This window comes from Kitasatospora paranensis (genome assembly GCF_039544005.1).
Classification (GTDB): domain Bacteria; phylum Actinomycetota; class Actinomycetes; order Streptomycetales; family Streptomycetaceae; genus Kitasatospora; species Kitasatospora paranensis.
In genome coordinates this window covers 7274856-7299171 of sequence record NZ_BAABKV010000001.1, presented here as the reverse complement: position 1 = coordinate 7299171, position 24316 = coordinate 7274856, and the positions used below count along the sequence as shown (strand labels likewise).

17 protein-coding genes and 2 pseudogenes are annotated in these 24316 nt (G+C 76.6%); 13 read left to right on the top strand and 6 right to left on the bottom strand.

Annotated features, from left to right (window positions below; translation table 11 throughout):
* Nucleotides 1-74 precede the first annotated feature (74 nt).
* The 4 genes and pseudogenes from ABEB13_RS34725 (at nt 75) to ABEB13_RS34710 (ending at nt 9242) form a co-directional block, all read left to right on the top strand.
* A complete protein-coding gene (locus ABEB13_RS34725) occupies nt 75-2420 on the top strand; it encodes a hypothetical protein (RefSeq protein WP_345708655.1) in 2346 nt (781 codons plus the stop codon).
* A gap of 89 nt (nt 2421-2509) precedes the next feature.
* Entirely contained in the window at nt 2510-3682 is a 1173-nt protein-coding gene (locus ABEB13_RS34720) for an ATP-binding protein (protein WP_345708654.1), read from the top strand.
* Nucleotides 3679-6417 (top strand): annotated as a pseudogene (locus tag ABEB13_RS34715) (DUF5682 family protein); the annotation flags it as partial. The gene ABEB13_RS34720 and the pseudogene ABEB13_RS34715, both read left to right, overlap by 4 nt.
* Complete coding sequence (locus ABEB13_RS34710; RefSeq protein ID WP_345708653.1) at nt 6330-9242, top strand: VWA domain-containing protein; 2913 nt, start codon at nt 6330-6332, stop codon at nt 9240-9242. The pseudogene ABEB13_RS34715 and the gene ABEB13_RS34710, both read left to right, overlap by 88 nt.
* A gap of 28 nt (nt 9243-9270) precedes the next feature.
* On the opposite strand, the gene ABEB13_RS34705 is transcribed toward ABEB13_RS34710, so the two are convergent.
* Entirely contained in the window at nt 9271-9903 is a 633-nt protein-coding gene (locus ABEB13_RS34705) for a MarC family protein (protein WP_345708652.1), read from the bottom strand.
* Nucleotides 9904-10057: 154 nt separating this feature from the next.
* On the opposite strand from ABEB13_RS34705, the gene ABEB13_RS34700 reads away from it, so the two are divergent.
* Nucleotides 10058-10852: a hypothetical protein gene (locus tag ABEB13_RS34700; RefSeq protein WP_345708651.1), complete on the top strand. Its 795-nt coding sequence runs from the start codon at nt 10058-10060 to the stop codon at nt 10850-10852.
* Nucleotides 10765-12396 carry an FUSC family protein gene (locus ABEB13_RS34695; RefSeq protein ID WP_345708650.1) on the top strand — a complete coding sequence of 544 codons (1632 nt, stop codon included), beginning with the start codon at nt 10765-10767 and terminating at the stop codon, nt 12394-12396. The genes ABEB13_RS34700 and ABEB13_RS34695 overlap by 88 nt, the downstream gene beginning before the upstream one ends.
* A 27-nt stretch (nt 12397-12423) precedes the next feature.
* Here ABEB13_RS34695 and ABEB13_RS34690 read toward each other — a convergent pair whose 3' ends face one another.
* Complete coding sequence (locus ABEB13_RS34690) at nt 12424-12978, bottom strand: VanZ family protein (RefSeq protein WP_345708649.1); 555 nt, start codon at nt 12976-12978, stop codon at nt 12424-12426.
* Nucleotides 12979-13345: 367 nt separating this feature from the next.
* Nucleotides 13346-14083 carry a VOC family protein gene (locus ABEB13_RS34685; protein ID WP_345708648.1) on the bottom strand — a complete coding sequence of 246 codons (738 nt, stop codon included), beginning with the start codon at nt 14081-14083 and terminating at the stop codon, nt 13346-13348.
* Nucleotides 14084-14364: 281 nt separating this feature from the next.
* On the opposite strand from ABEB13_RS34685, the gene dacB reads away from it, so the two are divergent.
* The 5 genes and pseudogenes from dacB (at nt 14365) to ABEB13_RS34660 (ending at nt 18535) form a co-directional block, all read left to right on the top strand.
* Entirely contained in the window at nt 14365-15810 is a 1446-nt protein-coding gene (dacB, locus tag ABEB13_RS34680) for a D-alanyl-D-alanine carboxypeptidase/D-alanyl-D-alanine endopeptidase (RefSeq protein ID WP_345708647.1), read from the top strand.
* The gene (locus ABEB13_RS34675; protein WP_345708646.1) at nt 15789-15953 is read left to right on the top strand and encodes a hypothetical protein; all 165 of its coding nucleotides are present in this window, start codon (nt 15789-15791) and stop codon (nt 15951-15953) included. Before dacB ends, ABEB13_RS34675 begins: the two co-directional genes overlap by 22 nt.
* A 185-nt stretch (nt 15954-16138) precedes the next feature.
* Nucleotides 16139-16525 (top strand): annotated as a pseudogene (locus ABEB13_RS34670) (GntR family transcriptional regulator); the annotation flags it as partial.
* A gap of 55 nt (nt 16526-16580) precedes the next feature.
* Complete coding sequence (locus tag ABEB13_RS34665; RefSeq protein WP_345708645.1) at nt 16581-17513, top strand: ABC transporter ATP-binding protein; 933 nt, start codon at nt 16581-16583, stop codon at nt 17511-17513.
* On the top strand, nt 17510-18535 hold the full coding sequence (locus tag ABEB13_RS34660) for an ABC transporter permease subunit (protein WP_345709929.1): 1026 nt from the start codon (nt 17510-17512) through the stop codon (nt 18533-18535). Before ABEB13_RS34665 ends, ABEB13_RS34660 begins: the two co-directional genes overlap by 4 nt.
* Nucleotides 18536-18608: 73 nt before the next feature.
* Here ABEB13_RS34660 and ABEB13_RS34655 read toward each other — a convergent pair whose 3' ends face one another.
* Both ABEB13_RS34655 and ABEB13_RS34650 read right to left on the bottom strand, forming a co-directional pair.
* Nucleotides 18609-21395 carry a polysaccharide lyase family 8 super-sandwich domain-containing protein gene (locus ABEB13_RS34655; protein ID WP_345709928.1) on the bottom strand — a complete coding sequence of 929 codons (2787 nt, stop codon included), beginning with the start codon at nt 21393-21395 and terminating at the stop codon, nt 18609-18611.
* On the bottom strand, nt 21278-21553 hold the full coding sequence (locus ABEB13_RS34650) for a hypothetical protein (protein ID WP_345710022.1): 276 nt from the start codon (nt 21551-21553) through the stop codon (nt 21278-21280). The genes ABEB13_RS34655 and ABEB13_RS34650 overlap by 118 nt, the downstream gene beginning before the upstream one ends.
* 154 nt (nt 21554-21707) lie before the next feature.
* Here ABEB13_RS34650 and ABEB13_RS34645 point away from each other — a divergent pair, with 154 nt between their 5' ends.
* Nucleotides 21708-22109, top strand: coding sequence for a VOC family protein (locus ABEB13_RS34645; protein WP_345708644.1), 402 nt, complete (start codon nt 21708-21710; stop codon nt 22107-22109).
* A gap of 86 nt (nt 22110-22195) precedes the next feature.
* Nucleotides 22196-22909, top strand: a complete 714-nt coding sequence (locus ABEB13_RS34640) for a GNAT family N-acetyltransferase (RefSeq protein WP_345708643.1) — start codon at nt 22196-22198, stop codon at nt 22907-22909.
* A 43-nt stretch (nt 22910-22952) separates the two neighbouring features.
* Here the strand turns inward: ABEB13_RS34640 and ABEB13_RS34635 are convergent, their stop codons facing one another.
* Nucleotides 22953-24176, bottom strand: coding sequence for an MFS transporter (locus ABEB13_RS34635; protein ID WP_345708642.1), 1224 nt, complete (start codon nt 24174-24176; stop codon nt 22953-22955).
* Nucleotides 24177-24316 lie beyond the last annotated feature (140 nt).

Here is a 24316-nt window from a genome sequence, read left to right as displayed (position 1 = left end):
GGCGTGGTCACCGCCACCGCCCGGACCGACGACGCGCCCGGCACGTTCGCCGAGGGCACCCTGATCCTCCCCCGATGCGCTACTGGCACTGCCTGCGGCCGCGCGACCCGCAGGGGTCCGCGGCGCTGCGCCGGATCGACGCCGACACCGCCGCGGGCCTGCTCAAGGCCGCCGGCGCGGCCGACCCCAAGAAGCCGGAGGAGCTGACGGCCGCCGTCCGCGCCCTGCTGCCCGCCGTCGGCGACGACGCGCTCGCGGCCGGCATCGCCGGTGTGGTGCGGTTCGCCGCCGCCCAGCAGCAGTCCCTCGACGCGGTCGCCAAGCGCCTGGCCGACCGGCTCGCCGGTGTCGGCGAGCCTGCCGCACCGACCGGCCCGACCGACCACCGGCTGCGCGCCGCCCTCAGCGGCCTCGGCTGCGTCGGCAGTTGGTACGGCAACGCGCAGGCCCGCTACACCGCCGCACAGCTGGACTTCCTCGCCGCGGCCTGCCGCCCCGACGCGGAGCCGGCCGCCCCCGGCACGCTCCACCTGGACGGCCCCGCCCTGCCGTACGCCCGGATCGACTGGCTGCGGCTGCCCGAACTGGCCGGCCCGGTGGCGCTGCGCGCGGCCGCCCCGGTCGGCGCCGACGAGGACCGCGCGGCCCTCGCCGAGCTGCTGCACGCGCTGGACGGCCTCGGGCTGACCACCCCCGAGGGGGCGGCCCGCTGGCGCCGGGTGCGGCTGCACCTGACGGCCGGCCACCTGCTCGCCGCCGACGGCTCCGTCCGCCACGGCGACCGGGACGCCCTCGTCCCGCTCGGCGGCGGCGCGTTCCTGCTCTTCGCCGACACCGACGTGACCGCTGCCAGCGACACCGAGTCCACGGTGCTGCAGCACGACCCGAGCGGCCGCTTCGACGTCCCGGCGCCGTACACGGTGCTGTCCTCGGAGCCGGTGGCCGGACCGGCCGACGACCGGGCGCCGCGGCTGCTCGCCGAGGTGTCCGCACGCGGCCCGGCACCGTGGTTCCCGGCCGCGGCCGAGGAGTTCGCGCGCCTCACCGGGCTCACCGGCACCATGGCGGCGCTGGTCGTGGCCGGCCTGCCGCAGATCGAGGCCTACGAGCGGAGCTTCCTGCCGACCGCGGACCGCACCCTGCTCGGCCTCAAGGTGGCCGACGCCGCGGTCGCCAAGGACGAGCTGCGCACCGTCGCCGCCGGCACCCGGCAGCGCGTGGTGGCCGCCCTGCTGCCCGCCGACCCGGCCCGGCTGTGGACGGACGGCCCGGACGTCGCCGCCGCGGCCGCGGTGTGGAACGCCGCGGTCGGCCGGCGGGTCGCCGTGCCGGAGGCGCTGCTCGCCGAGGCGAACCGGGCGGTGCGCACCGAGTGGGCGGCCACCCGGTCGCTGGCCGCCGTCCTCGACCCGGCCGCGGCCCCCGAGCTCGACCGGGACCTGGACTGGACCGTCCGCGGCGACCGGTGCGTGCCGGTCGACGACAAGGCCACCGGCTTCACCGCCAGGACCCTGGTCGGGGCGGTCGCCATGACCGCCTGGCTGGCCCACCGGCTGCCGGCCGGCGACCCGGTGCGCGCCGCGCTGCCGGCCGCGCTGGCCGCCGTCCGGGAGCGCCTGGCCCACCCCGGGCTGATCCTCGACCTGGGCCGCTACGTCAGCCTGCCGGCCTTCCAGAAGGTGGCCGGGGCCCCGACCGAGACCGCCCCCGGCTGGGAGCGCTACGGCGCGGTGCTCATGGCCACGCACGACAGCCAGCCCGCCCCGGGCATCCGCACGGCGCTGCTCGACGCGGCGGGCGAGGACCCGTACCTGCCCGCCCTGCGGGTCGACGGCGACGTGCCGTTCCCGGCGGAGGCCGCCCTGCGGCTGGCCCGCACCGCCGCGTTCGAAGCCCTGCTCGCGGACCCGGGCGAGCCGGTGGCCGGTGCCCGCGGCAAGGACGGCACCTGGTGGCCGCAGGACCCGACGCGTTCGGTGCCCGACCTGGTCGCCGCCGCGGCCGCCCGGCACGGCATCGGCGAGGACGCCGCCGCGCTCTACCTGATGCTGCTGGCGATGCCCGACCCCACCGACCGCAACACCGCGCGCTGGACGGGCTGGCGGCCCGCCCGGATGAAGGCGGCACGGGCCGAACTGTCCGCCGGCGACCTGGTCGTCGAGGCCGGACGCAGCCGGGCCGGGCGCGCGCTGTTCCTGCCCGGCGGCTGGACGGAGCTCCGCTCGCCGCACCTGCCGCTGGAGACCTGGAAGCTGCCGGTCCTGGCACCGGCCGGCGGGACGACCGCCCCGCTGGGCATCAGCGTGCCCACCGAGCCCGCTGCGGCGCTCTACCGCCGCTCCTGGCAGCGCCTGCTCGACGGCGACCTGCCGCGCTTCGAGGAACTGAAGGTCCGGCGGGCCCGCGCACGCCGCCGCTGACCGCGCCACCGGCCGGTCCGCCGGCCACCGCCGGGGGTGCGGAGCACCGCATCCCCGGCCCCGACCGATCCGACTCCGAAGGACCCGACATGCCTCCGACCACCGAACCGGCGACGATCCCGCAGCCCCGGCAGATCGTGCCCGCCGAGGAGCGGTACGCCGCCGAGCTCGCCTTCCTCGCCGCCCACGACGACGGCCCGCGGCCGCCCGGCTGGGCCCTCACCCCGGCCGCCGTGGTGACGTTCGTCTGCGGCAGCGGGGGCGAGGCCCTCACCCTGCCGCCGCGCCGCCGCAAGGACGGCGAACTGCCGGCCAAGCTGGTGGTCGCGCCGAAGTTCGTCGGCGAGCGGGCCCTGGTCGAACGCTGCGTGGTCACCCTCGCGGGCGAGCGCGGGCTGCTGCTCGTCGGCGAGCCCGGCACCGCCAAGTCGATGCTCTCCGAGCTGCTCGCGGCCGCGGTCAGCGGCACCGGCGAGCTCACCGTCCAGGGCACCGCCGGCACCACCGAGGACGCCTTCCGCTACGGCTGGAACTACGCGCTGCTGCTGGCCCAGGGGCCGACGCCGCAGGCGCTGGTGGCCTCGCCGGTGATGACCGCCATGCGCACCGGCCGGGTCGCCCGGATCGAGGAGATCACCCGCTGCCTCCCGGAGGTCCAGGACGCGCTGGTGTCGATCCTCTCCGACCGCCGGATCAGCGTCCCGGAGCTGGCCGGCTCCGCGGACGGCACGGTGGCCGCCGCCCCGGGCTTCACCGTGATCGGCACCGCGAACCTGCGCGACCGCGGCGTCTCGGAGATGTCCGCCGCACTCAAGCGGCGCTTCAACTTCGAGACCGTCCAGCCGATCGCCGACGCGGGCGCCGAGATGTCGCTCGTCCGGGACCGCGCCACCGCCGCCGTGCAGCGGGCCGGCGCCGCCTTCGGAGTCGACGACGCGGTACTCGACGTCCTGGTCACGGTCTTCCGCGACCTGCGCACCGGCCGCTCGGCCGAGGGTTGGGACGTCGAGCGCCCCGGCACCGTGATGTCCACCGCCGAGGCCGTGCACGTCGCCTCCTCGCTCGGTCTCGCCTCCGCCTACTTCGCCGGCTCCGACGTGCTCGACCTGGTGCCCGGCCACCTGCTCGGCGCCGTCCACAAGGACGACCCCGCGGACCACGGCCGGCTTCTCGGCTACTGGGACGGGCCGGTGCGCCGCCGGGCCGAGGACGGCTCCGCGATGTGGCGCCGCCTCTGGGACCTGCGGGAGAACCTCCGATGACCGTCGCCACCGGACCGGACACCGACCGCGCCGCCGACGAACCGCGGGCCGCCCTGGAGGCGCTCGCGGCCGGCCGGCGGCCCTACCTGATCGGGGTACGGCACCACAGCCCGGCGCTGGCCGCGGTGGTGCCCGCCCTGCTCGACGCCGCCGACCCGCAGGTGCTCTGCGTCGAACTGCCCGCCGACTTCCAGCACTGGCTGCCGTACCTGGCCGACGAGGGGACGGTCGCCCCGGTGGCGCTCGCCGGGGCCGACGACGAGGGTCGGCTCGGCTTCTACCCCTTCGCGGACTTCTCGCCGGAGCTCGCCGCGATCCGCTGGGCCCGCGCGCACGGCGTCGAGGTGCGCTGCTGCGACCTGCCGATGGCCGACAAGCAGTGGTCGGCGCCAGCGCCGGCCGGTACCGGCGGCCGGGCGGCCGACGGGCCCGGCTACGGCGACGCGCTCGGCGCGGCCGGCACCGGCCGCGACGGCGACGACCTGTGGGACCGCTCGGTGGAGGTGCGGGCCCCCGGCAGCGACCCGGAGGCCGTCCGACGGGCGGCGCTCGCCGTCGGCTGGGCGCTGCGCCGGGACGCGGCCGACCGCGGCGGTGTGCCGGCCGGCGACCTCGCCCGCGAGGCGCACATGCGCCGGGTGATCGCCGAGGCGGCGGCCGGCGGCCGGCGGGTCGCCGCCCTGGTCGGCGCCTTCCACGGCCCCGCCCTGATCGACGCGCCCGAGCACGCCGGGGCGGCCGCGGGGGCGGAGAGCGGCACTGCCGCCCCGGTCACCACCTCGCTCGTCCCGTACACGTTCGGGCTGCTCGACGCCCGCTCCGGCTACCCGGCCGGGATCCGCGATCCGCGGTGGCAGCAGGCCGTCCTCACCGCCCGCGGCGACCCGGCCCGGGTGGGCGACGCCGCCGCCACGGCGATCACCGAGCTCTGCCGCGAACTGCGGGCCGCCGGCCACACTGCGGGCACCGGCGAGGCCGCGGAGACGCTGCGGCTCGCCGGCGACCTCGCCCGGCTGCGCGGACTGCCCGCGCCGGGCCGCGGCGAACTGCTGGAGGCGGTCACCACCGTCCTCGGCCAGGGCGAGCCGCTCGGCCGCGGCCGCGCCCTGGCCAGGGCGCTGGAGAGCGTCATGGTCGGCACCGACCGCGGCCGGACGGCCCCCGGCACGCCGCGCTCCGGTCTCGGCCCCGCCGTGGAGGCCGACCTCGCCGACCTGCGGCTGCCCGGCCCCGACCGGCCCGAGTCCCGGGAGATGCGCCTCGACCCGCTGCGCTCCACCCTCGACGGCCGCCGCGAGGTCCTGCTGCAGCGCCTCCAGCTCTGCGGCATCGGGTACGGGGAGCCGCTCGACGTCTCCGCGACCGGCGACGGCACGGCGCTGACGACCCGTTGGCGGCTGTCCTGGACGCCCTCCGCCGCGGCCCGGCTCGACCTGGCCGGCGTCCGCGGCGTGACGGCCGAACTCGCCGCCGCCGGCACCCTGCGGGAGACCGCCCGCCGGGAGGCGGCCGAGGGCGGCCCCACCTGCGCCCAGCTGGTGGACGGGCTGCGCGCCGCGGCCCGCTGCGATCTGCCGGGCCTGGTCGCCGAGCGGCTCGCCGAGGCCGAGGAGCTGCTGCCCGCCTCCGCCACCCTGCCCGAACTCCTCGGCGCACTGGACCTGCTGGACGCGCTGCGGCGCGGCCACCTGCCCGGCACCGACGAGCCCGGCCGCGCCCGGGCCGGCGAACTCGCCGCCACCCTGCTGGACGCCGCCGTCCGCGGGCTCCCGGGCCTGGCGGGCAGCGACGACCCCGAGGACGCCACCGCCCTGGTCGCCCTCGCCGACCGGGCCGGCGAGCACCGGCTCGGCCTGCGGATGGACGACGCCCTGGCCACCCTGGCCCGGACGGCCGCCCCGCTCGTCCAGGGCGCCGCGCTGGCCGCCCGCGTCCTGCTCGACCTGGACGACGCCGCCGAGCTCGGCACCCGTGCCGCCGGCTGGGTCGACACCGCGACCGGCCCGGAGGCCCGCCGCCGCACCGCCCGGCTGCTGGCCGGACTGCTCACCGCCGGCGGGCCGCTGCTCCAGTGCGCCCCCGCCGCGCTCGACCCGCTGCTGGAGCGGATCGACCGCCTCCCCGACCGCGGCTTCCTGGACCGGCTGCCCGCCCTGCGGGCCGGCTTCGACGTCCTCACCCCGGCCGCCCGCGGCCGGCTCCTGACGACCGTCACCGAACGCCTCGGCGAGCGGCCCGACCTGACGCTCGCCGCTCCGCCCGCGCTGCTCGCCCTCTGGGCGGCCGCCGACGCCGCGGCGGCCGCGGCGCTCGGCGCGCTCCGCCTGCCCGGCCTCACCCGGCCCTCGCCCGGCGGGGCCACCACCGAGGTCACGGAAGCCACCGAGCCCACCGAGGCGGATCCCGGCGGGATCCCCGGCGGCGGGCCGGCGGCGGAGGCCGCTGCCCCCGCGGACCGGCTCACCCCGGCCGACCGCTGGCGGCTGCTGCTCGGCCGCGAACCTGACCGGCTGCCCGCGGGCGCCCGCCGCTACGCCCGCGCCCTGGACGAGCTCTACGGCGCGGGCCGCGGCGAGGGCTCGCAGGACCTGGCCGGTGCGGACGGCAACGGCGGCGGACAGGACGCGTCCTTCCCCACCGCCCGCGAATGGGCGGCGGAACTCGAGGCCCTGTTCGGTGCGGACGTCCGCGAGGAGGTCCTCGGCCGCGCCGCCGAGGCCGGCCGCACCGACGTGCTCGCCGAACTCGACCCGGCCGCCGTACGCCCCTCGGTGGAGCTGCTGACCTCCGTCCTCAACCTGGCCGGCGGCATGCCCGAGCAGCAACTCGCCGCGCTGCGGCCCCTGGTGCGCCGTCTGGTCGACGAGCTCGCCCGGGAGCTGGCGACCCGGATGCGCCCCGCCCTGACGGGGCTCGCGACCCCCGGCCGACCCGCCGCCCGGGCGGCCGGCTGGACCTCCCGCGCACCCTGCGGGCCAACCTGGCGCACACCCGGCGGCTCGACGACGGCCGGACGGTGGTCATCCCCGAGCAGCCCGTCTTCGGCACCCGCTCCCGGCGGGAGGCCGACTGGCGGCTCGTCCTGGTCGTCGACGTCTCCGGCTCGATGGAGGCCTCGGTCATCTGGTCCGCCCTCACCGCCGCCGTGCTGGGCGGCGTGCCGACGCTGTCCACGCACTTCCTGGCGTTCTCCACCCAGGTCGCGGACCTGACCGACCGGGTCGACGACCCGCTCTCCCTGCTGCTGGAAGTCCGGGTCGGCGGTGGCACGCACATCGCCGCAGCCCTCGCCCACGCCCGCTCGCTGGTGAGCGTGCCGAGCCGGACGCTGGTGGTGGTGGTCAGCGACTTCGAGGAGGGCTACCCGCTCGGCGGCCTGCTCGGCGAGGTGCGCGCCCTGGCCGCCTCCGGCGTGCACCTCATGGGCTGCGCCGCGCTGGACGACACCGGGACACCCCGGTACTCGGTGCCGGTCGCCCAGCAACTCGTGGCCGCAGGAATGCCGGTGGCCGCTCTCAGCCCCTCGCCCTCGCCCGCTGGGTCGGCGACCGCCTCCGCGGAGAAGCCCGATGACACCTGCCCCCACGACCACTCCGCTCCCCCGGTCGCCCCGGAGGTGGTGGCGGCCGCCGTCGAGGCGCTGACCTCCCGGCTGCGCAAGAAGCTGGACGCCGCCGTCGAGCAGTACGCCGCGCTGCCGGTCACCGCGGCGGCGGACGGCACGGGGTGCACCGTCCGCTGCGGGGAGGACGCCGAGGTCACGCTGACCCCCGGGCCCGGGGGCGCCGTCACGGACGCGGCCCAGGCCGTCTGCAGCTGCCTGCTGGCACCGCGCTGCCTGCACCGCGCGGCCGTCCTGGGCGCCTGCCCGATCGCCGACACCGACGCCGTCGCTCACGGGGACGGGGACGGCCTGCCCGAGGATGCCGGCTCCTCGGACACCGCACCCGGGGGCCTCACGCCCGCGGACGGGCCGCCCGGCGAGGGCGACCCGGCACCGGGTGCCGCGGCGGACGGCGCACCGGCGACGGTCACTCGGACCGCCACGACACCGGTCGCCGCGACACCAACCGCCGTGACCCCGACCGCCGCCCAGGTGCTGGCGGCCGCCGCGCTCCGGTCCGCCGCGGCCGCCGTGCTGGCGGCCGGCGTGCCCGCCGCCGGCGCCGTCCTGCAGGCCGACCTGCTGCGGGCCGCGCACACCGCCCGCCTCGCCGACCTGCACCGGGCCGAGGCCGCGGCCCTGCGGGTCGTCCGCGGCCTGCGCAGCGCGCGGGCCCGGCACGCGGGGCACCGGCTGGCCGACCTGGTCGCGGCGCTGCGCGACCTGCTGCTCACCACCTTCGCCACCGGCGGCGACGAGGTCGACGCGGCCCTGCTCGGCGGCGCCCGGCGCGCCTACCGGCCCGGCGGTTCGCTGCGGGTCCACGGGGTGTGCCGGGAGCCGGTGCTGACCGCCACCGGCTACGGCGGCGTGGTCACCCACCTGGTCACCGAGGACGGCCGCTGGTTCTCGGTCGCCGACGTGAAGCCGGGCGGCCCGGCCCGGGCCAGGGGCGCGGGCACCGCCCCGGTGGCGGTCGGGTCGGCCCCGATCGACCACGCCCGGCTCTCCCGGAGCGGCCTGCTGGTCTCCGGCGCGACGGTGTCCGCGGACGGCCGGCTCGGGGCGGGCCGCGGTGTGCGGGCCAACCCGGTGGCCGGCCTGGACTGGTCGTCGGGTCCGCTGGCCCGGCTGTTCGCCCGTCCGCTCGCGGAGGCCGCGGCCGAGCGGCTCGCCGACGGCCCGCTCGCCGACCCCGAGCACACCGGCCGGGTCCGCGGGCTGGTCGGCTGCGACCTGATGGTGCTGGGTGCCGCGGCGGACTGCGTCACCGCCCGGGAGGCCGGTCCGGACGGGTCGGCCACCGGCCCGGTGATCCGGCTGCGCGCGGCGCTCGGCCACCCGGACCTCGCCCACACCGGGAACCTGGCGCAGCTCGCCGCCCACCCCGGCGTCCTGGTGCGGGTGCTCGGCCGGGTCGACCCCGACCGGGCCGCCACGCTGCGCCCCTTGGCCGTCGGGCCCGTCCCCGGTGCCGAGCGGACGCTGCGCCTGCCCGCGGACTGGCAGGGCCGGGCGGACCTCGGCTACGACCGGCTCCGCGGGGAGCACTTCCCGCCGGGCGGCGGGCCGGTGCCGGGCACCGCTCCGGACGGCTCCGCGGCGGAGGGACCGGACCCGCTCACCGACTCGCCGCTGTGGCGGGTGCGCACGCTCGTCGAACTCGCGGTCGCGGGCGGCCGGCGGGCCGCCGCCGAGTCCGCGCGGTCCGGAGACCCGCGGGCCGCGGCGGCCGCACTGCGCCGTACCGGCTTCCGCACCGCCGCGGAGCTGACGTCCGCGCTGGTCGCCGAGGCCGACCGGCGGGGCCGGGACGCCTTCGGCCGGCTGGACGACCCGGATCCGGAGGCGTACGCGGCGAGCTGGCTGGCCGTCGCGCTGCATCTGACGGCCGCCGAACGGGAGCTGGTCCGGGCGACCTGGGGCGCTGGGGCGGGGGCGGCCGACCCGTCCTGAGCCCGCGGTGCGGCGGTGGGCGCCCGGATCAGAACCCGCTCGGCGCCAGATGGACGCCGAGGGCCTCCAGACCGTGCAGGAAGACCTCGACACCCACCGCCGCCAGCAGCAGGCCGAGCACCCGGGAGAGCACCTCCAGGGCGGTCACATGGATCCGCGGGAGCAGCGGGATCAGTACCAGGATGCAGACGAAGTCGACGACCAGGACGGCGACGTACATCAGGGCGACCGTCGTCCGCCAGCTCCAGGTGTCCTCGTCCAGCGACTCGACCAGCTCGGCGGTGACCGCCAGCGGACTGACGATGTACGGCAGCAGCAGCTCGCGCAGGCCGCTGACCATGCTGGAGTCCTCGTCCTCCTCCACGGCGCCGGTGCCGAGGTGGGTGCCGAGGACGAGGGCCACCGCGTAGACGAAGAAGATCACCCCGCCGGCCAGGAAGAGCGCCTGGTCCGAGACGTGGAAGAAGGAGGTCAGGAAATCGGCGGCGTAGGCGATCACGATGCCGACCGAAGCGGCGGCCAGCGAGCTCACCATGGTCAGCCGCCGCATCTCGGCCGGGGTCCGCTCGCGGCTGAGATGGGCGAACGCGATGAGGATCTTGGGTGGCCCCACCACGGCGAAGAAGGTCACGAATACGGTGATCGCAGCGAGCTCGTCCATGGACTCATGATGCGCAGCCGGACGGCTCCGCCCGGTGACCCCGCGCCGCCGGAACCTGCGGGCCGCCGCCGGGCGCCCTAGCCTGGGAGTGCCCGGGGCCGGGCGCCGCGACGTCCCGCCGCCCCGGGTACCGGAACTCCCCCGGGAAGGTGCGATGCCCCGACAGCCGGCGGGCCCGCGGCCGGGCCGCCCCGACCCGGCGGTGCTGCACCGCGCGGTGCGGGTCACGGCGGCCGCGTGCATCGGGTTCTACACCTTCCGGTACGGGCTCGGGCAGCCGGTGACCGCCACCTACGCGCTGTTCGGCGCGATCGCCATCGGCGTGCTCGCCCGGATCGGCGGCAGCGCGCAGGCCCGGGTCCGCACACTGGGGCTGACGCTGCCCGCCGCCTGGGCCCTGATCTGCCTCGGCACCGTCCTGGCGGTGCACGCCTGGACGGCGGCGCTGGGCATGGTCGGGGTGGGCTTCGCGGTGGCCTACGGATCGGTCGGCGGGCCGCGGATGGTCGGACTGGCCAACGGGCTGCAACTCCTCTACATCCTGCCGTGCTTCCCGCCGTACGCCCCCGACGCGCTGCCGCAGCGGCTGGGCGGCGTGAGCGCCGGGATCCTGCTGCTGGCGGCGGCGGAGCTGCTGCTGTGGCCGGAGCGGCCGCCACCGGCCTACCGGGACCGCCTCGCGGCGGCGGTGGCCGCCGTGGCCGACCTCGCCGACCGGGCGGCCGATCACGCCGGCGCCGCGGGCATCCGGGCCGTGGACGGGTCCCCCGGGCGGCCGGGCCGTCCGTCGTCGAGGAGGACGCGGCCCGGGCGCGGGCCCTCGCGCTCCTGGACGAGCTGCGGTTCTCCCGCTGCCCCCAGATGGAGCGGCCCGCCTCCGCCGGCGCCGTCGACCGCGCCCTCGCGCACTGCGCGGCCACCGTGCGCTACACCTGCGCGCAGCTCCTGAGGGTCCGCCGGCTCGGCGTGGAGGGCGGCCCGTACCCCGGCGCCGCGGCGCTGCTCGCCGCCACCGCCCGTACCCTCCGGGAGGCCGGGGCGGGCCTGCGCGCGTCCGGCCCCGTACCGGTCACCGGGCCGATCGAGGCGGAGATCGCCGCCTTCGATGCCACCCGCGCGGCCGGGCCCGACGGACGGACGGAACCGGTCGGCACCGCGGCCGCCCGGCTGGGGCTCGGCGCGGTGAGCCTGGACGCGGCCGAGGGCAGCCGTTTCCTCGTCCTGGCCGTCCGGGTCAGCCGGCGGGCACCGCTGCCGCCCGACGACACGCCGGCCGACCAGCGGCCCGGCCCGTTCTGGTACGCGCACGCGCCCGCCGCGGCGCTCTGGTGGCGCCGGTTCCGGGCCAACCTGACGCCCCGCTCGGTGTACTTCCAGAACGCGCTGCGGATCGCCGCCGCCCTCGGCGCCGCCCGGCTGGTGGCCGGCGCCCTGGACCTCTCGCACGGCTTCTGGGTCCTGCTCGCGACCCTGACCCTGATGCGCACCAGCGCCGTCGACACCCGGATGACGCTGCGCCCTGCGCTCACCGGCACCGCGTGCGGGGCGGCCGCGACCGCGGCGCTGCTCATCGTGGTCGGCGAACGGCCGGCCTTCTACGCGGCCGCGCTGCCGCCGGTCATGCTGATCGCCTTCACCGTGGGGCCGATGCTCGGGCTGGCCTGGGCCCAGGGCACCTTCACCGTGGTGGTCGCGCTGGTCTTCACCCAGCTGGCGCCGGTCGGATGGCGGCTCGCCGAGGCCCGGCTGGTCAACGTGGCGACCGGGGCCGCGATCGGCATCCTGGCGGGCCTGTGCGCGTGGCCCCGGGGCGGCGGCCAGGAACTGCGGCGGCGGACGGCGGAGCTGCTCACCGACAGTGCGCTGGCCCTGCGCGAGACCGTCGCGGTGGTGACCGGGACGGGCCCCGCCCACGGCGCCCTGCGGCGGGCCCGGCTGACCACGCTCCTCACCGAGGCCAGCTACGCCCAGTACCGCTCGGAGCGGCACGACGCGGCCGGGGAGGGGCCGAACTGGCAGGCCGCGCTGCTGGCCGGGCAGCACACGGTGCGCGGGGCCGAACCGCTGCTGGCCCGGATGCCCGCGGGGACGGCCGCCATCGGCCCGGCCGCGGCAGCCTCCCTCGTGCGGGACGCCGACCGGGTCGCCGCGGCGTTCGACCTCCGGGCCTCCGCCCTGCTGGCCCGCGTCCCCCTGGACGGGCACCCGGACCGGTCGGCCACCGGGACTGCGGGCACCGGCGCCGCGGGCGCCAGGGCTGCGGTCAGCGAGGGCACCGCCGCCGAGGGCGCGGGCACGACCGGGCCCGCCGAGCAGCGGCTCGCCGAGGCACGGGACTCCCTCCTGGACGAGCACACCAGCGCGGCCCGGATGCCCGCCGATGTCGCCTCGCTGCACACCGTCGACGTCGTCGTCTGGCTCGGTGGGCTCCTCGACGACCTGGCCCGGGTGACCGCACCGGCGCCGCGGACGGCCGAAGCCGGATCCGGCTGAGCCGCCGGCCGGGGAGAGGACGGCGGCTCAGCCTCCGGGGACCGGGGCCGGCCCAGACCGGTCCGACGGTGCGTCGGCCGCGGCACCCCACCAGCGGCGCGACGCGAGCGCCGCCAGCCCGGCACCGGCGGTGTTGAGCAGGACGTCGTCGACGGAGGACACCCGGTCCAGCCAGAGGACGTACTGCGCGGTCTCGACCAGGACGGAGCAGCCCGCCGCGAGGGCCAGGACCCGGGGCACCGACCCGAGGGCGGCGAACCGCAGAGGTGCGCAGAACCCCAGCGCCGCGAAGACCAGCAGATTGCCGACGATCTGGACGGTCGCCGTCACCGGGCTGCCCGCGAGGACCGCGAGCAGGTCCCGCAGCGGCACCAGGCTCACCCGCCGGGGTGCGACACCGGCACCGGCGCCCGGCAGCATGATCATCCATACCCACGGCACCGTCCCGTGGACGATGCCGACCTCGGCCGCCGACCTGCGCCACGCCCACGCCGCCGCGGCCCCGGCGACCTGCCGGCGGCGTGCCAGTGCCCACACCACGAGCACGGACAGCGGCAGCGCGGCCACCGTGTCGAAGACCACGCCGTTGAACGTCCCGGCCCAGGCGTGCCACCCCCGCCGTGGTGACGCAGCGGCCGCTGCGCGAGGAAGGCGGCGGCCGCCGCGCCGAGGACGACCGGAGTGGCGAGCACGATCCGGCGGGTCCGACGCAGGGGTGCTGATGGTGATGCGCTGTGGTCCATGGCTCCACTGACGACGGACGGGGGTTGCGGTGGCGCACGCCGTTCCCGACACGCCGCGGGGCACGGAGCCCGGCCCCGGGAACCCGGCGCACACCGGGGCCGGGGGCCGGCCCGGGCACGTCGGTCACGCGTTCCGTCGCCGCAGCCTACTCGTCGCATGATCGCCGGGGCAGGGCAGGGCACGGCCGGCCGGGAGGGACTGCGCGTCAGGCCGACCCGAGGACGCAGAACTCGTTGCCCTCCGGGTCGGCGAGGACCTTCCACCGGACGTCGCCCTGGCCGATGTCCACGAGCGTCGCGCCGAGGGTCTGCAGCCGGGCCACCTCCGCGCCCTGATCGCCCCCGGGGTCCGGCAGCAGGTCGAGATGGACGCGGGTCCACACGGTCTCCTCCTCGGGCGTGCGGAGGAACTCGAGGTACGGCCCGACGCCCTCGGCGGAGCGCAGCCGCGCGTGGTCGTCGCTCACCTCGTGCACCGTCCAGTCCGCCGCCGCGCCCCAGAACCGGGCCATGGCCCGCGGGTCCGCGCAGTCCACGACCACCGCGGCGATCGGGCCGGTGTCCCGGTGGATCTCCCGGGGCTCCAGCACGCGGAACACGTTGCCCTCCGGATCGGCCAGGGCCGTCCACGGCACGTCGCCCCGGCCCGGATCGGCGGGAGTCGCGCCGAGCGCCCTCAGGTGTGCGACCAACTCCGCCCGGTGGGCCTCGGAGGTGGTGGCGAGCTCGATGCGCACGCGGTACTTGACCGTTTCGGGGTCGGGAACGGTGACGACATCGACCCAGAGGGTGGACGGGTCCGGCCAGATCAGGCCGACGGGTTCGACGTTGCTCACGCCGGGGCCCTCACTGGACATGCCCCACCCGAGCGCGTCCGCCCAGAACCGGCCGAGCGCCGCGTCGTCCCGAGCCTTGACATTCACCTGAACAAGCCGCAGTCCCATGCCGCTGACTCTATGTCACACGAACGACCGAGCTCCTGCCCGCCCTGGCCCGCCCGCACGACGGACGGCGATCCTCCGACCGGATGACATCTGCCCCACACACCGTCAGCTCGGTGCCCGGCACGGGGAAATGCGCAGTTCGGGTCCCTACGATGCGGCCGTGAGCGCCTCGGCGACCGCGACCCGGTGCGGGTCCGCGGCCTGTGCGATGCGGGCCGTGGGTCTCCCCGGCCGGATCTCCTCGACCCGGGGTTCCCGGACCCCAGAAACGGTGGAACCACATGCGACCCACGATCCGCGGCCGGCTGCGGGCCTGCGCCGCCGCCGGCGCGACACTGGCGGCCGTGGCGGGTTCGGTCGTGATCGGCCCCACGGCGGTGGCGCACGACGACGACCTCGGGCCCGCCATCGAGGCGATCATGCACAAGCCCGGCTACGAGCACGCCCAGTGGGGCGTCCTGGAGATCGACGCCGCGAGCGGGAAGGTGATCCACTCCCGGAACGCGGACCAGTTCTTCATCCCCGGCTCGACCACCAAGCTGGTCACCATCTCGTCCGCCCTGCACACCCTGGGCCCGGACCACCGCTTCACCACCCCGGTGATGGCCACGGGGACCCGCCGCGGTTCGACCCTCAACGGCAACCTGGCCATGGTCGCCCAGGGCGATCTGACGATGGGCGGGCGCACCAGGCCGGACGGCACGGTGGACTACACGGACATCGACCACACCGAGGCCAGCCTGCCGGGCGCCAGCCTCACCCCCGAGAACCCGCTCGCCGGCCTGAACCAGATCGCCGCGCAGGTGCACGACTCGGGCATCACCCGGGTCAACGGCAACGTGATCGTCGATCCCCGGCTGTTCACGCCCCCGGCGCTGGACCCGCAGCCCACCCCCATGATCATCAATGACAACCTCATCGACCTGCTCACCACCCCGACCACGGCCGGGCAGCCCGCCCGGCTGACCTGGCGCCCGCAGGTCGCCCCGTACCAGGTCACCTCCGACGTCACGACGGTGGCGGCCGGCGGCCCGACGAACATCCAGGTCTCCGCCTCGCCGGACGGCACGAGGATCGCCCTGTCCGGCACGATCGCCGCCGACGCCCAGCCGCTGCTGCGGGTCTCCACCATCCAGGACCCCAACGCCTTCGCCCGCACGGCACTGATCGAGGCGCTCGCCCGCGCCGGTGTCACCGTCACGGCCGACCCGACCGGCCCCAACCCGCAGGACGCCCTCCCCGCCTCCTACCGCGGCGACCCGAGGGTGGCCGCCTACGTCTCCCCGCCGTACAGCCAGTACGCCAAGCTGATCCTGAAGGTCAGCCACAACCTCGGCGCCAATCTGGCGCTGTGCAACATGGCCGTCGCCCGGGGCAGCGGCACCTGCTTCGACGCCTTCACGATCGAGCACGACTTCCTCGCCGATGTCGCGCACGTCGACCCGACCCAGTTCCAGCTCGCCGACGGGCGCGGCGGAGTGGCGTCCGACCGGGCCACCCCGATCGGCCTCGACCAGATCCTCGCCTACTGGCTGCGCACCCCTACGCGGACGCCTTCCGGCTGTCCCTGCCGATCCTCGGGGTCGACGGCAGCAACGGGATCTCCTGCACCACCGACTGCCCGGCCAAGGGCAAGGTCTTCGCCAAACCCGGCACCGTCCTGGGCCTCGACGAGCTCAACCAGCGGATCGCCGTCGCCGCCCAGGTGGAGGCCGGCTACCTGCTGACCGACCAGGGCCGCCTGCACCTCTTCTACATCGGCGTCACGGGTGCATCCAGCCCTGACCTCACGAGCTTCATCGGCATCTTCAACGACGTCAACCAGATCACCGCCCTCCTGCAGGAACAGGCCTCGGCCGCCCACCACTGACCGCAGGGGTCGACCACGGAACGCCGGAGGGCCGGTGCGCAACCGCTGCGCACCGGCCCTCCGGCGTGCGGACCGGTTGCGCGTCGGCCGGACGTCCGCCGGACGCCGCGGCCGGCCCGCCGGGTCCGGCCCGGATTTGACGGCTCGGCAGACTTCCACCACCATTCCACTAACTACTTAGTGGAATGGTGGTGGAAGCGGTGGAGTACCGGATCGACCGGCGCAGCGGCGTGGCCACCTATCTCCAGATCGTCCAGCAGACACGGACCGCGCTGCGGCTCGGACTGCTGCGCCCCGGAGACCGGTTGCCGACCGCCAAGGAGGTCGTGGCGGCCACCGCGGTCAACCCGAACACGGTCCTGAAGGCCTATCGGGAGCTGGAGCGGGAGGGTCTGGTCGCCCCGCGGCCGGGGCTCGGCACCTTCGTGCTGCGTTCGCTCGCCCGCGAGGAGACCGCACCGGACTCGCCGCTCCGCGTCGATCTGGCGCGCTGGGCGGCGCAGGCCAGGGCCGCCGGGCTCGGCCGGGACGACGTGGAGGCGCTGGTCACCGCCGTCATCGACGAGGAGTTCACGGCCCGCCCGGGGGCGCGGCCGGTACGGAGCAGGACCCGGAGGAGGGGAACGGATGAACGAGCCGTACGCCGTCGAGGACGCGGAGCGCGGTCCGACGGCACTGGAGGTCCAGGGGCTGGGCAAGCGGTACGGGCAGAACTGGGCCCTGAAGGACTGCTCCTTCCGGCTGCCCGCCGGCAGGATCTGTGCGCTGGTCGGGCCGAACGGCGCCGGCAAGAGCACCCTGATGTCCCTGGTGACCGGGATGGTCGCGCCCACAGCGGGCCGCGCGGAGGTCTTCGGCCGGCCGCTCGACGCCCCGGACACCCGGGCGCGCGTCGGCCTCGTCGCCCAGGACAAGCCGCTCTACGCCGGATTCACGGTGGCCGAGACGCTGCGACTCGGCCGCGAGCTGAACGGGACCTGGGACGGGGCCAAGGCGGAGGAAGTGGTGGCCCAGGGCCGCATCCCGCTCTCCGCCCGCGTCGGTTCGCTCTCCGGCGGCCAGCGCACCCGGGTCTGCCTCGCACTCGCCCTCGGACGACTCCCGGACCTGCTCGTCCTGGACGAGCCGATGTCCGACCTGGACCCGCTCGCCCGGCACCAGCTGACGGGCATGCTGATGGCGGAGGCCGCCGAACGCGGTGTCACCGTGCTGATGTCCTCCCACGTCGTGGCCGAACTGCAGGACTCCTGCGACTACCTGGTGGTGCTGGCCGGTGGCGGGGTGAAGCTGGCCGGCGACATCGACGAGGTGCTCGACGCGCACCGGCTGCTGGTCGGTGCCGAAACCGCCGAACTGCCCGTCGAGGCCGAGGTGGTGGAGACCCGCCACAGCGGCCGCCAGGTCACCGCGCTGGTCCGCGGGAACATCCCGGCCCCCGCCGCCTGGCAGGAGAGCCGCCCCACCCTGGAGGAAGTCCTGCTCGCCCATCTCCGCACCCCCGACGCACCCACCCTGATCACCGCCGAGGCCCGCCCGGCCGGTCTGGGGGTGGCCGCATGAGCGCCGTGGACACGGCCGCCCCGGCGGCGGCCCCGACGGAAGGCGGGCCCCTGCCCGCACGACAGTCCGTCATCGGCGGCCTGGCCTGGCTGATGTGGCGCCAGCAGCGTCTGGTCGTGGTGGCCTGGCTGACCGTGGTGGTCCTCGCCGCGGTCGCCTTCCCGCCGCTGCGCAGCGCCATGGCCGACTTCATCGCCGCCCACCACATCGCCGGCTGCGCGGAGATCAGCCTGGACCCGCACTGCCAGGGCGAGGGGACGCAGCAGGCCGTGGCGGCCTTCCGCGCCCGCTACTCCCCCGTCCTGACCGGAGTCGGCCTCCTGCTGACGGCGCTGCCCGTGGTGATCGGCACCTTCGTCGCGGCCCCGCTGCTGTCCCGGGAGTACGAGAGCGGTACCTGGCGACTGGTCCTCGGACAGTCCGTGAGCCGGGCCCAGTGGGTCGCCGCGAAGCTCGTCGCCGCCGCTCTGCCCGCGGCGCTGGGTTCCGCCGCCCTGATGGCGCTGTACCGCTGGATGTGGCAGCCCTCGGCGAACTTCGTGTCGGGCGTCGCCTGGTCCAGCCGGCAGTTCGCGGTCGCCGGTGGGCCGCTGCTGATCGCCACCATCCTGCTGGCCGTGGCGGTCGGCGCCCTCGTCGGCGGCCTCACCCGGCGGGTGGTCCCGGCGATGGCGGCGACCGGCGGCGCGGTGCTGGCGCTCCAGTACGTGCTGGCCACCGTCCGCCCGTACCTGTGGCCGTGGCGTACCGAGGTGGTCTCCCGCTCGGAACTCCCCAACGACGTCTGGGGGTTCGGGCAGGGCTTCCTCACCGGCGACGGGCGGCGACTGCCGTACGACTACTGCTCCGGGGCGAGCGACGTGACGGCGTGCACGCAGGACGCCGGGGTGACCCGCGAGTTCACCGACCTCCACCGGATGGCCGACTACTGGCCGCTGCAGGGTGTCGAGTCCGGCATCTGTCTGGCTCTGGCGGCCGCACTGGCCGGGTTCCTGCTGTGGCGGGCCCGCCGCGGCGCCTGAGGACGACCGGCCGAGCCCCCGGTGGATCCGCGCCCGGCACTGACACCCGCCGGGGCGGCTCCCCCGGCGGGTGTCAGTCCGTGACGACCTCCAGGAACGGCTGGAACGAGCCCGCCTGACGGCTGCTCAGGACGACGGCGAGCCCCTTCGCCGGCTGCCACAGCGCCAGTGCGAAGCCCGGCGTCCCGGCGGCGGCTGCCGCAGCCACGGCCGAGGTGACGTCGAGCCCCGTCCAGTCGGCCCGGGCGGTCGCCTGGCCGGTGCCGAGGGCGGCCCCGAGGGCCGGGCGGTTCGCCCAGGTGACGGCGGTCTCCGTCCAGGTGCCGTCCACGGCACAGGCCTGGAGCGAGGTCTGGACGCCGCCGCTGTCGGCGACCGCGCCGTGCACCCACAGGACGGCGCGGCGGACGGCCGGCAGGGCGCTCGGGTCGAAGCCCAGCAGGGCGATCCGGGCGTAGCCGGTCGCGTCGTTCTTCACGGTGAGGGTGGTGTCCGAGCCGTAGTTGGTGCCGGCGTAGCTGCCGTCCCGGACGTAGCTGTCGGCGGTGGGCGCCAGGGCCCGTGCGGTGCCCGGCGACACCGGGTGGGCGGCGTCGGCCGTCAGCGTCGCGCGCAGGCTCGCGCCCTGGGTGCCGCCGGTCTCGGCGAGCAGGGTGACGGCACCGGAGACCCCCAGCACGGTGAGGCCGGGGTCGGACTGCGCCGAGGCGCAGCCCGTCCGGGCGATGGTGACCCGCACGGTGGCGGCCGTCCTGGACGGGTCGGCGACGCAGACGGTCAGTGTGCCGGACTGCTCGCGCAGCAGGACGGAACACGGCCCGTCCACGGTGATCGGGCCGGCCGTCCCGGCGGCGAAGAAGTTGGCGGCGGTCGTCCCGGAGGCGCTGTCCGTGACCGCCTGCACGGTGGCGGTGTTGGCGAGCACGACGGCCCGCGGGGCGGCGGCGCGGGCGGCGGCGGTCGCGGCGTCGGCGCCGGGCATCAGCAGGTACTCGTAGGACGCCCCTCCGGGGTCGGTGCCGTGGTCGAGCCAGAGCGTCAGGTAGCGGCGGGTGATCGCCGCGGTGTCCCCGCCCGCATTGATGTCGGACCAGGCCCCGGTGCGCGCCTCCCGCAGGGCGTGCACCTGCGCCCCGGCGGGCACCACGCAGGCGCCGAAGCCGGCGAGGGCGAACGCCCGTGCCCCGCTGAACTGCTGGGTCCAGCCGAGGGTGGAGGGCTGCACGGTGCCGTCGACGGTGAGGGCGTGGGTGCCGGTGGCGCCGAGGTTGCGGTTGTCGAGCACGGTCTCCACGGGCACGCCGTCGGTGCAGGTGATGCCGGCGCCGAGGCAGAGCACGGAGTCGTCGAGGAAGAACCAGGACTTGCGGCCGGTGAGGGTCGAGGTCAGGCCGCGCAGGTCCTGGCCGACGGCGGCGATGCTGCCGTCGGTGGCGCCTCCGGCCCAGACGGCGTCCGGGCGGGCGGCGCCCCAGGTGCCGCCGGCGCCGTCGGCGAGCCGCTTGGTCGAGACCGTCGTGCCGGGCAGCCGGTACGGGTCGACGGTGGGCCAGAAGGCGTCCGAGTACTGGCCGTTGCCGAATCCGGCGCCCCACCAGTACGTCATGCCGTTGTTGGTGTGCCAGCCGCGGACGTTCTCGCCGTTGCCGTTCTCGTAGAAGGTGGTGCGGGCCGAGCACATGCTCACCGAGGCGGCCCAGCCGGCGCGGCGGTGCACCGCGCGGTCCATGGCAAAGATCCGGTGGCCGGCGGGCTCGGCGGTCGCGGTGACCGCGGTGTCGGCCAGCAGGGCCTGGGCCCTGGCGAGTTCGGGCACCGCGACGGTGCGGTCCGCGAGGTAGGGGCTGTAGAGGTCGCGCTGCAGCCAGCCCTTGGCGGCGGCCCGCCAGGCGGCCGCCTGCGCGGCCGGCGCGACGCCGGAATTCGCGAGCCGGAGGATGTCCCCGATCACGGCGTGCCCGCGCCGGTGGTCGTCGCCCTGGAGCTTCAGCGGGTCGGCGAGCTGGACGCCGCGGCTGATCGCCCGGCCGCTGACGCCGTCCATCACCAGGCCGTTGTAGAGGAACGGGGCCCAGGCGGTGGCCACCGAGTCGAAGAGGTTCTGCGCGGCAGCGGGGTCGACCGCCCAGGCCGAGTCGGCCAGCAGCCAGAGCATCCGGCTCAGTCCGTCGAGCAGCACCGCGCCGTAGCTGCCGGTGTAGGGCAGGTAGCTGTGCTGGACGAACGACCCGTCGGCGTACAGGCCGTCGCCGTAGCGGACATAGGGGAAGACCGGGCCGAGGGCGGCCGATGCGGTGGTGATCTTGGCACTGTCCCGGCCGACCACGCCGCGCAGGCCGATCACCCGGCACAGGTCGACCCGGTTGGCCCCGGTGCTGGTGCCGGTGTAGGACGCCACGGCGGAGTCCGGCACGAAGTGGTCCACGGCGGCGCAGCAGGTCGCGAGCAGGGCGGCGTCGAGCTGTCCGGCCATCAGCACGCAGACGTCGAGCAGCGCCTCCGGGGCGCCGATCTGCCAGTCCCACCAGTTGCCGTAGCCGGTGGTGGCCGGGGTGTAGGCGTGCGTGGTCAGGTGGTCGAGGCCGGTCGCGACGGCGGCGGCAAGACCGGTGTCGCCGGTGAGGGAGGTACCGGGCTGGGCGTACGCGAGGGCCATGGTGCGCAGCCGGGTGAGGCTGCCGGTGACGTTGGCCGAGACGCTGCCGAGGGGGAGGTCCGGCCAGAGCGAGGCGGCGGCCGGGGTCATCGCGGCTCGGTACCCGGCGGCCTGGTCGGCGGTGGTGGCGAGGGCGGTGACGAAGGGTTCGGCGGCCGGGTCGTAGCCGGTGCCGACGAGGAGTTGGCGCCACCGGTCGGCCAGGGTGGCGTACGGGTCCGCGGCCGCGTGGGCCCCGCGGCCGCGGCCGTCCAGTCGGTACCGGTCGCGAGGGCGGTCGCCGCGGCGGCGAGCAGCAGGCGCCGGCGGGTGAGCGGCCGGGCCGCGATCCGGGCGGGGCGAGGGTGGGGGACGTCGTTCATGGGACCTCCGAGCGCCGGTACCGGAGCCTGTCTCTCCGGAGCGATCGAAAGGTATGGACGATCGGATGATCGAGTCAATAATTGGAACACTTCTGATCGATATTCGATCATTCGACCTGATCCGATCGTCGACCCGGTGCCCTATCCTGCGGCCATGATCGACACCACCACGCGGATCCGGATCGCCCGCCCCTCCCGGGATCTCGCCGCCGCCGAGCGCTTCTACGTCCGGGGCCTCGGCCTGGACGTCCTGTGGCGCACCACCGAGCGCGTGCCCGGCGAACACGACCTGCTGATGGTGGGCCCGCCCGGCGGGACCTGGCACTTCGAGCTCACACACGACCCGGAGCGGCCGCTCGAACCGACCCCGACCGTGGACGACCTGTTCGTGGTCTACCTCGGCGCCCCCGCCGACGACGCCCTGATCGCCCGGCTGGTGGAGACCGGGGGCACCCGCGTCCCGGCCCACAACCCCTACTGGGACGAGCACGGTACGACCGTCGCCGACCCGGACGGCTACCGGCTGGTGCTCTGCTCGCGGACCTGGACGGCCTGATCCGCGTCCGGGGCCGCGCGGTGCCTACCATGGTCCGGTGGCGGCGGCACCCGGCCGGCCGCCCCCGCAGACAGGAGCAGGACCGGATGCCCACGGCACAGCCCCCGCACCCGCTGGACAACCCGGTGCGGGCCGCCCTGACCGGTCCGCACGCCCACTTCGCGGAACGCCGCGGCCGGCTGCTGCGCTACCCCGCGGACGTGACCACCTTCCTCGGCCTGCCGGACGATCCCGGCGCCGAGGACTGGGCCGACGTGGCGGCCCTCCTCGGCCCCGGCGCGGACGTCCTCACCGCCGCCCTCACCGCCCCGCACCCCGCGCACTGGCCGGTCACCTTCGACGTCGACGGGGTCCAGCTGGTCGGCGAGGACGTGACCGCGGCCGCCGATCCGGAGGCGGTGCGGCTGGGGCCCGCCGACGTGCCCGAGATGCTCGACCTCGTCCGGCGGACCAGGCCCGGCCCGTTCTTCGCCCGCACCGTCGAGCTCGGCACCTACCTCGGGATCCGGCGCGGCGGCACCCTGGTAGCGATGGCCGGCGAGCGCTTCCACCCGCCCGGCTTCACCGAGATCAGCGCCGTCTGCACCGATGACGCCCACCGCGGCCAGGGCCTCGCCGGCCGGCTCGTCCGCGCGGTCGCCGTCGGCATCCGGGAGCGCGGCGAGACGCCGTTCCTGCACGCGGCCGCCGACAACACCGGTGCGATCCGGCTGTACGAGTCCCTCGGATTCCGCCACCGCCGCGCCGTCAGCTTCCGGGGCAGCCGGATCCCCGAGCAGGTACCGGCCGGCTGCCCCTGACCCTCACTCGGGCCCGCCCCCGACCCGCGCCCGGGTCGGCGGGTCAGCCCGCCGCCGCGGCCTCACGGGCGCCGGTCCGTTCGGCCCAGCGGACCGCGAACGGGACCGCCGACCCCACCGCCACGAACACACCGCCCGCCGCCAGCCAGCCGAGCTCGCCCCCGCTCAGGCAGAGCAGGCCCAGCAGGGACGGCGCCACCACGCCGGCCAGACCACTGCCGAGCCGGAAGACACCCGAGTACTGGCCCTGGGCATGGGCCGGGGCCAGCCGGTAGCGCAGCTCGAACGAGCCTGCGGCCTGCCAGAGTTCACCGAGCGTGTGGACGGCGGTCGCGGACAGCAGCAGCGCCGCGGCGGCCCATCCCGGCATCCCGCCGCTCACCCCGGCCAGGGCCATCGCGGCCAGGAAGGCCCACCCGGAACGGCGCCAGACCACGGCCGCAGCGGCACCCGTGTCGACGCCCCGGCCCGCCCGGACCTGGAACGCCACCACCAGGGCCGTGTTCAGCAGGACGGTCGCCCCGACGAGCCACCGCGGCGCGTGGGTGTGGCCGACGATCCACAGCGGCATCACGAAGACCAGCACCGTGCCCTGCATCGACATGACACCGTCGAGCGCCGTGACCAGCAGATAGGGGCCGTCCTTCAGCGCCGTCCACCGGCCCGTCCCCGACGGCACCGCCACCGGCGCGAGCCGCGGCAGCCGCCGGACGACCGCCGCGGCCGCCAGGAAGCTGAGCGCGTTGCCCAGCACCAGGCACAGGTAGGCCGCACGGCTGTCCAGTTGGACGACCAGCGCGGCGAACACGGCGCCGCTCGCCGCGGCCAGGTTGACCGTCGCCCGCAGATGCGCCCGGAAGCGCGCCGGGCGCGGCCCCGCGAAGCCGCGGACCAGCGGCCCGCGCGCCGCCTGGCTCGCCGAACCGGCCAGCTGCATCAGCGAGACCGCCACCACGAACAGCCAGAACGAGCGCACGAGGACCAGCGTCGCCATCACGGCGCCCTGCACGGTGAGCGTCGCCAGGTAGACCTCGCGCGGCCCCCTGCGGTCGGCGAGGTGTCCGACCGGGATCCCGGAGAGCAGCCCCACCAGACCGCCGACACCCATCCCGAGGCCCACCTGTGCCACCGACAACCCGACCGACCGGGTGTAGAACAGCCCCGCGCTCACCATGAAGACGCCACTGCCCGTCATGTTGACGAAGCTCGCGACCGCCAATGTCCGCCGCGGGCCGCGTTCGAGCAGGACCCCCGCCCGACCAACCACTCCTCGGCGCGCCGCGAGCCGCCACCGGCCCTGTGCGTCTCCCTCTGTTCCGTCACCGTCACCGTCGAACCAGCACCTCTCACCGAACAGGGGAAGGACGCCCGCACCCGGAACGGCGGGAGCACCGCCGTCGGCGGGCG

Coding starts and splice junctions, on each gene's coding strand:
- ABEB13_RS34725 (WP_345708655.1), top strand. CDS start 75: ATGCGCTACTGGCACTGCCTGCGGCCGCGCGACCCGCAGGGGTCCGCG.
- ABEB13_RS34720 (WP_345708654.1), top strand. CDS start 2,510: ATGCCTCCGACCACCGAACCGGCGACGATCCCGCAGCCCCGGCAGATC.
- ABEB13_RS34710 (WP_345708653.1), top strand. CDS start 6,330: ATGGGCGGCGGAACTCGAGGCCCTGTTCGGTGCGGACGTCCGCGAGGA.
- ABEB13_RS34705 (WP_345708652.1), bottom strand. CDS start 9,903: ATGGACGAGCTCGCTGCGATCACCGTATTCGTGACCTTCTTCGCCGTG.
- ABEB13_RS34700 (WP_345708651.1), top strand. CDS start 10,058: ATGCCCCGACAGCCGGCGGGCCCGCGGCCGGGCCGCCCCGACCCGGCG.
- ABEB13_RS34695 (WP_345708650.1), top strand. CDS start 10,765: ATGGAGCGGCCCGCCTCCGCCGGCGCCGTCGACCGCGCCCTCGCGCAC.
- ABEB13_RS34685 (WP_345708648.1), bottom strand. CDS start 14,083: ATGGGACTGCGGCTTGTTCAGGTGAATGTCAAGGCTCGGGACGACGCG.
- dacB (WP_345708647.1), top strand. CDS start 14,365: ATGCGACCCACGATCCGCGGCCGGCTGCGGGCCTGCGCCGCCGCCGGC.
- ABEB13_RS34665 (WP_345708645.1), top strand. CDS start 16,581: ATGAACGAGCCGTACGCCGTCGAGGACGCGGAGCGCGGTCCGACGGCA.
- ABEB13_RS34660 (WP_345709929.1), top strand. CDS start 17,510: ATGAGCGCCGTGGACACGGCCGCCCCGGCGGCGGCCCCGACGGAAGGC.
- ABEB13_RS34650 (WP_345710022.1), bottom strand. CDS start 21,553: ATGAACGACGTCCCCCACCCTCGCCCCGCCCGGATCGCGGCCCGGCCG.
- ABEB13_RS34645 (WP_345708644.1), top strand. CDS start 21,708: ATGATCGACACCACCACGCGGATCCGGATCGCCCGCCCCTCCCGGGAT.
- ABEB13_RS34640 (WP_345708643.1), top strand. CDS start 22,196: ATGCCCACGGCACAGCCCCCGCACCCGCTGGACAACCCGGTGCGGGCC.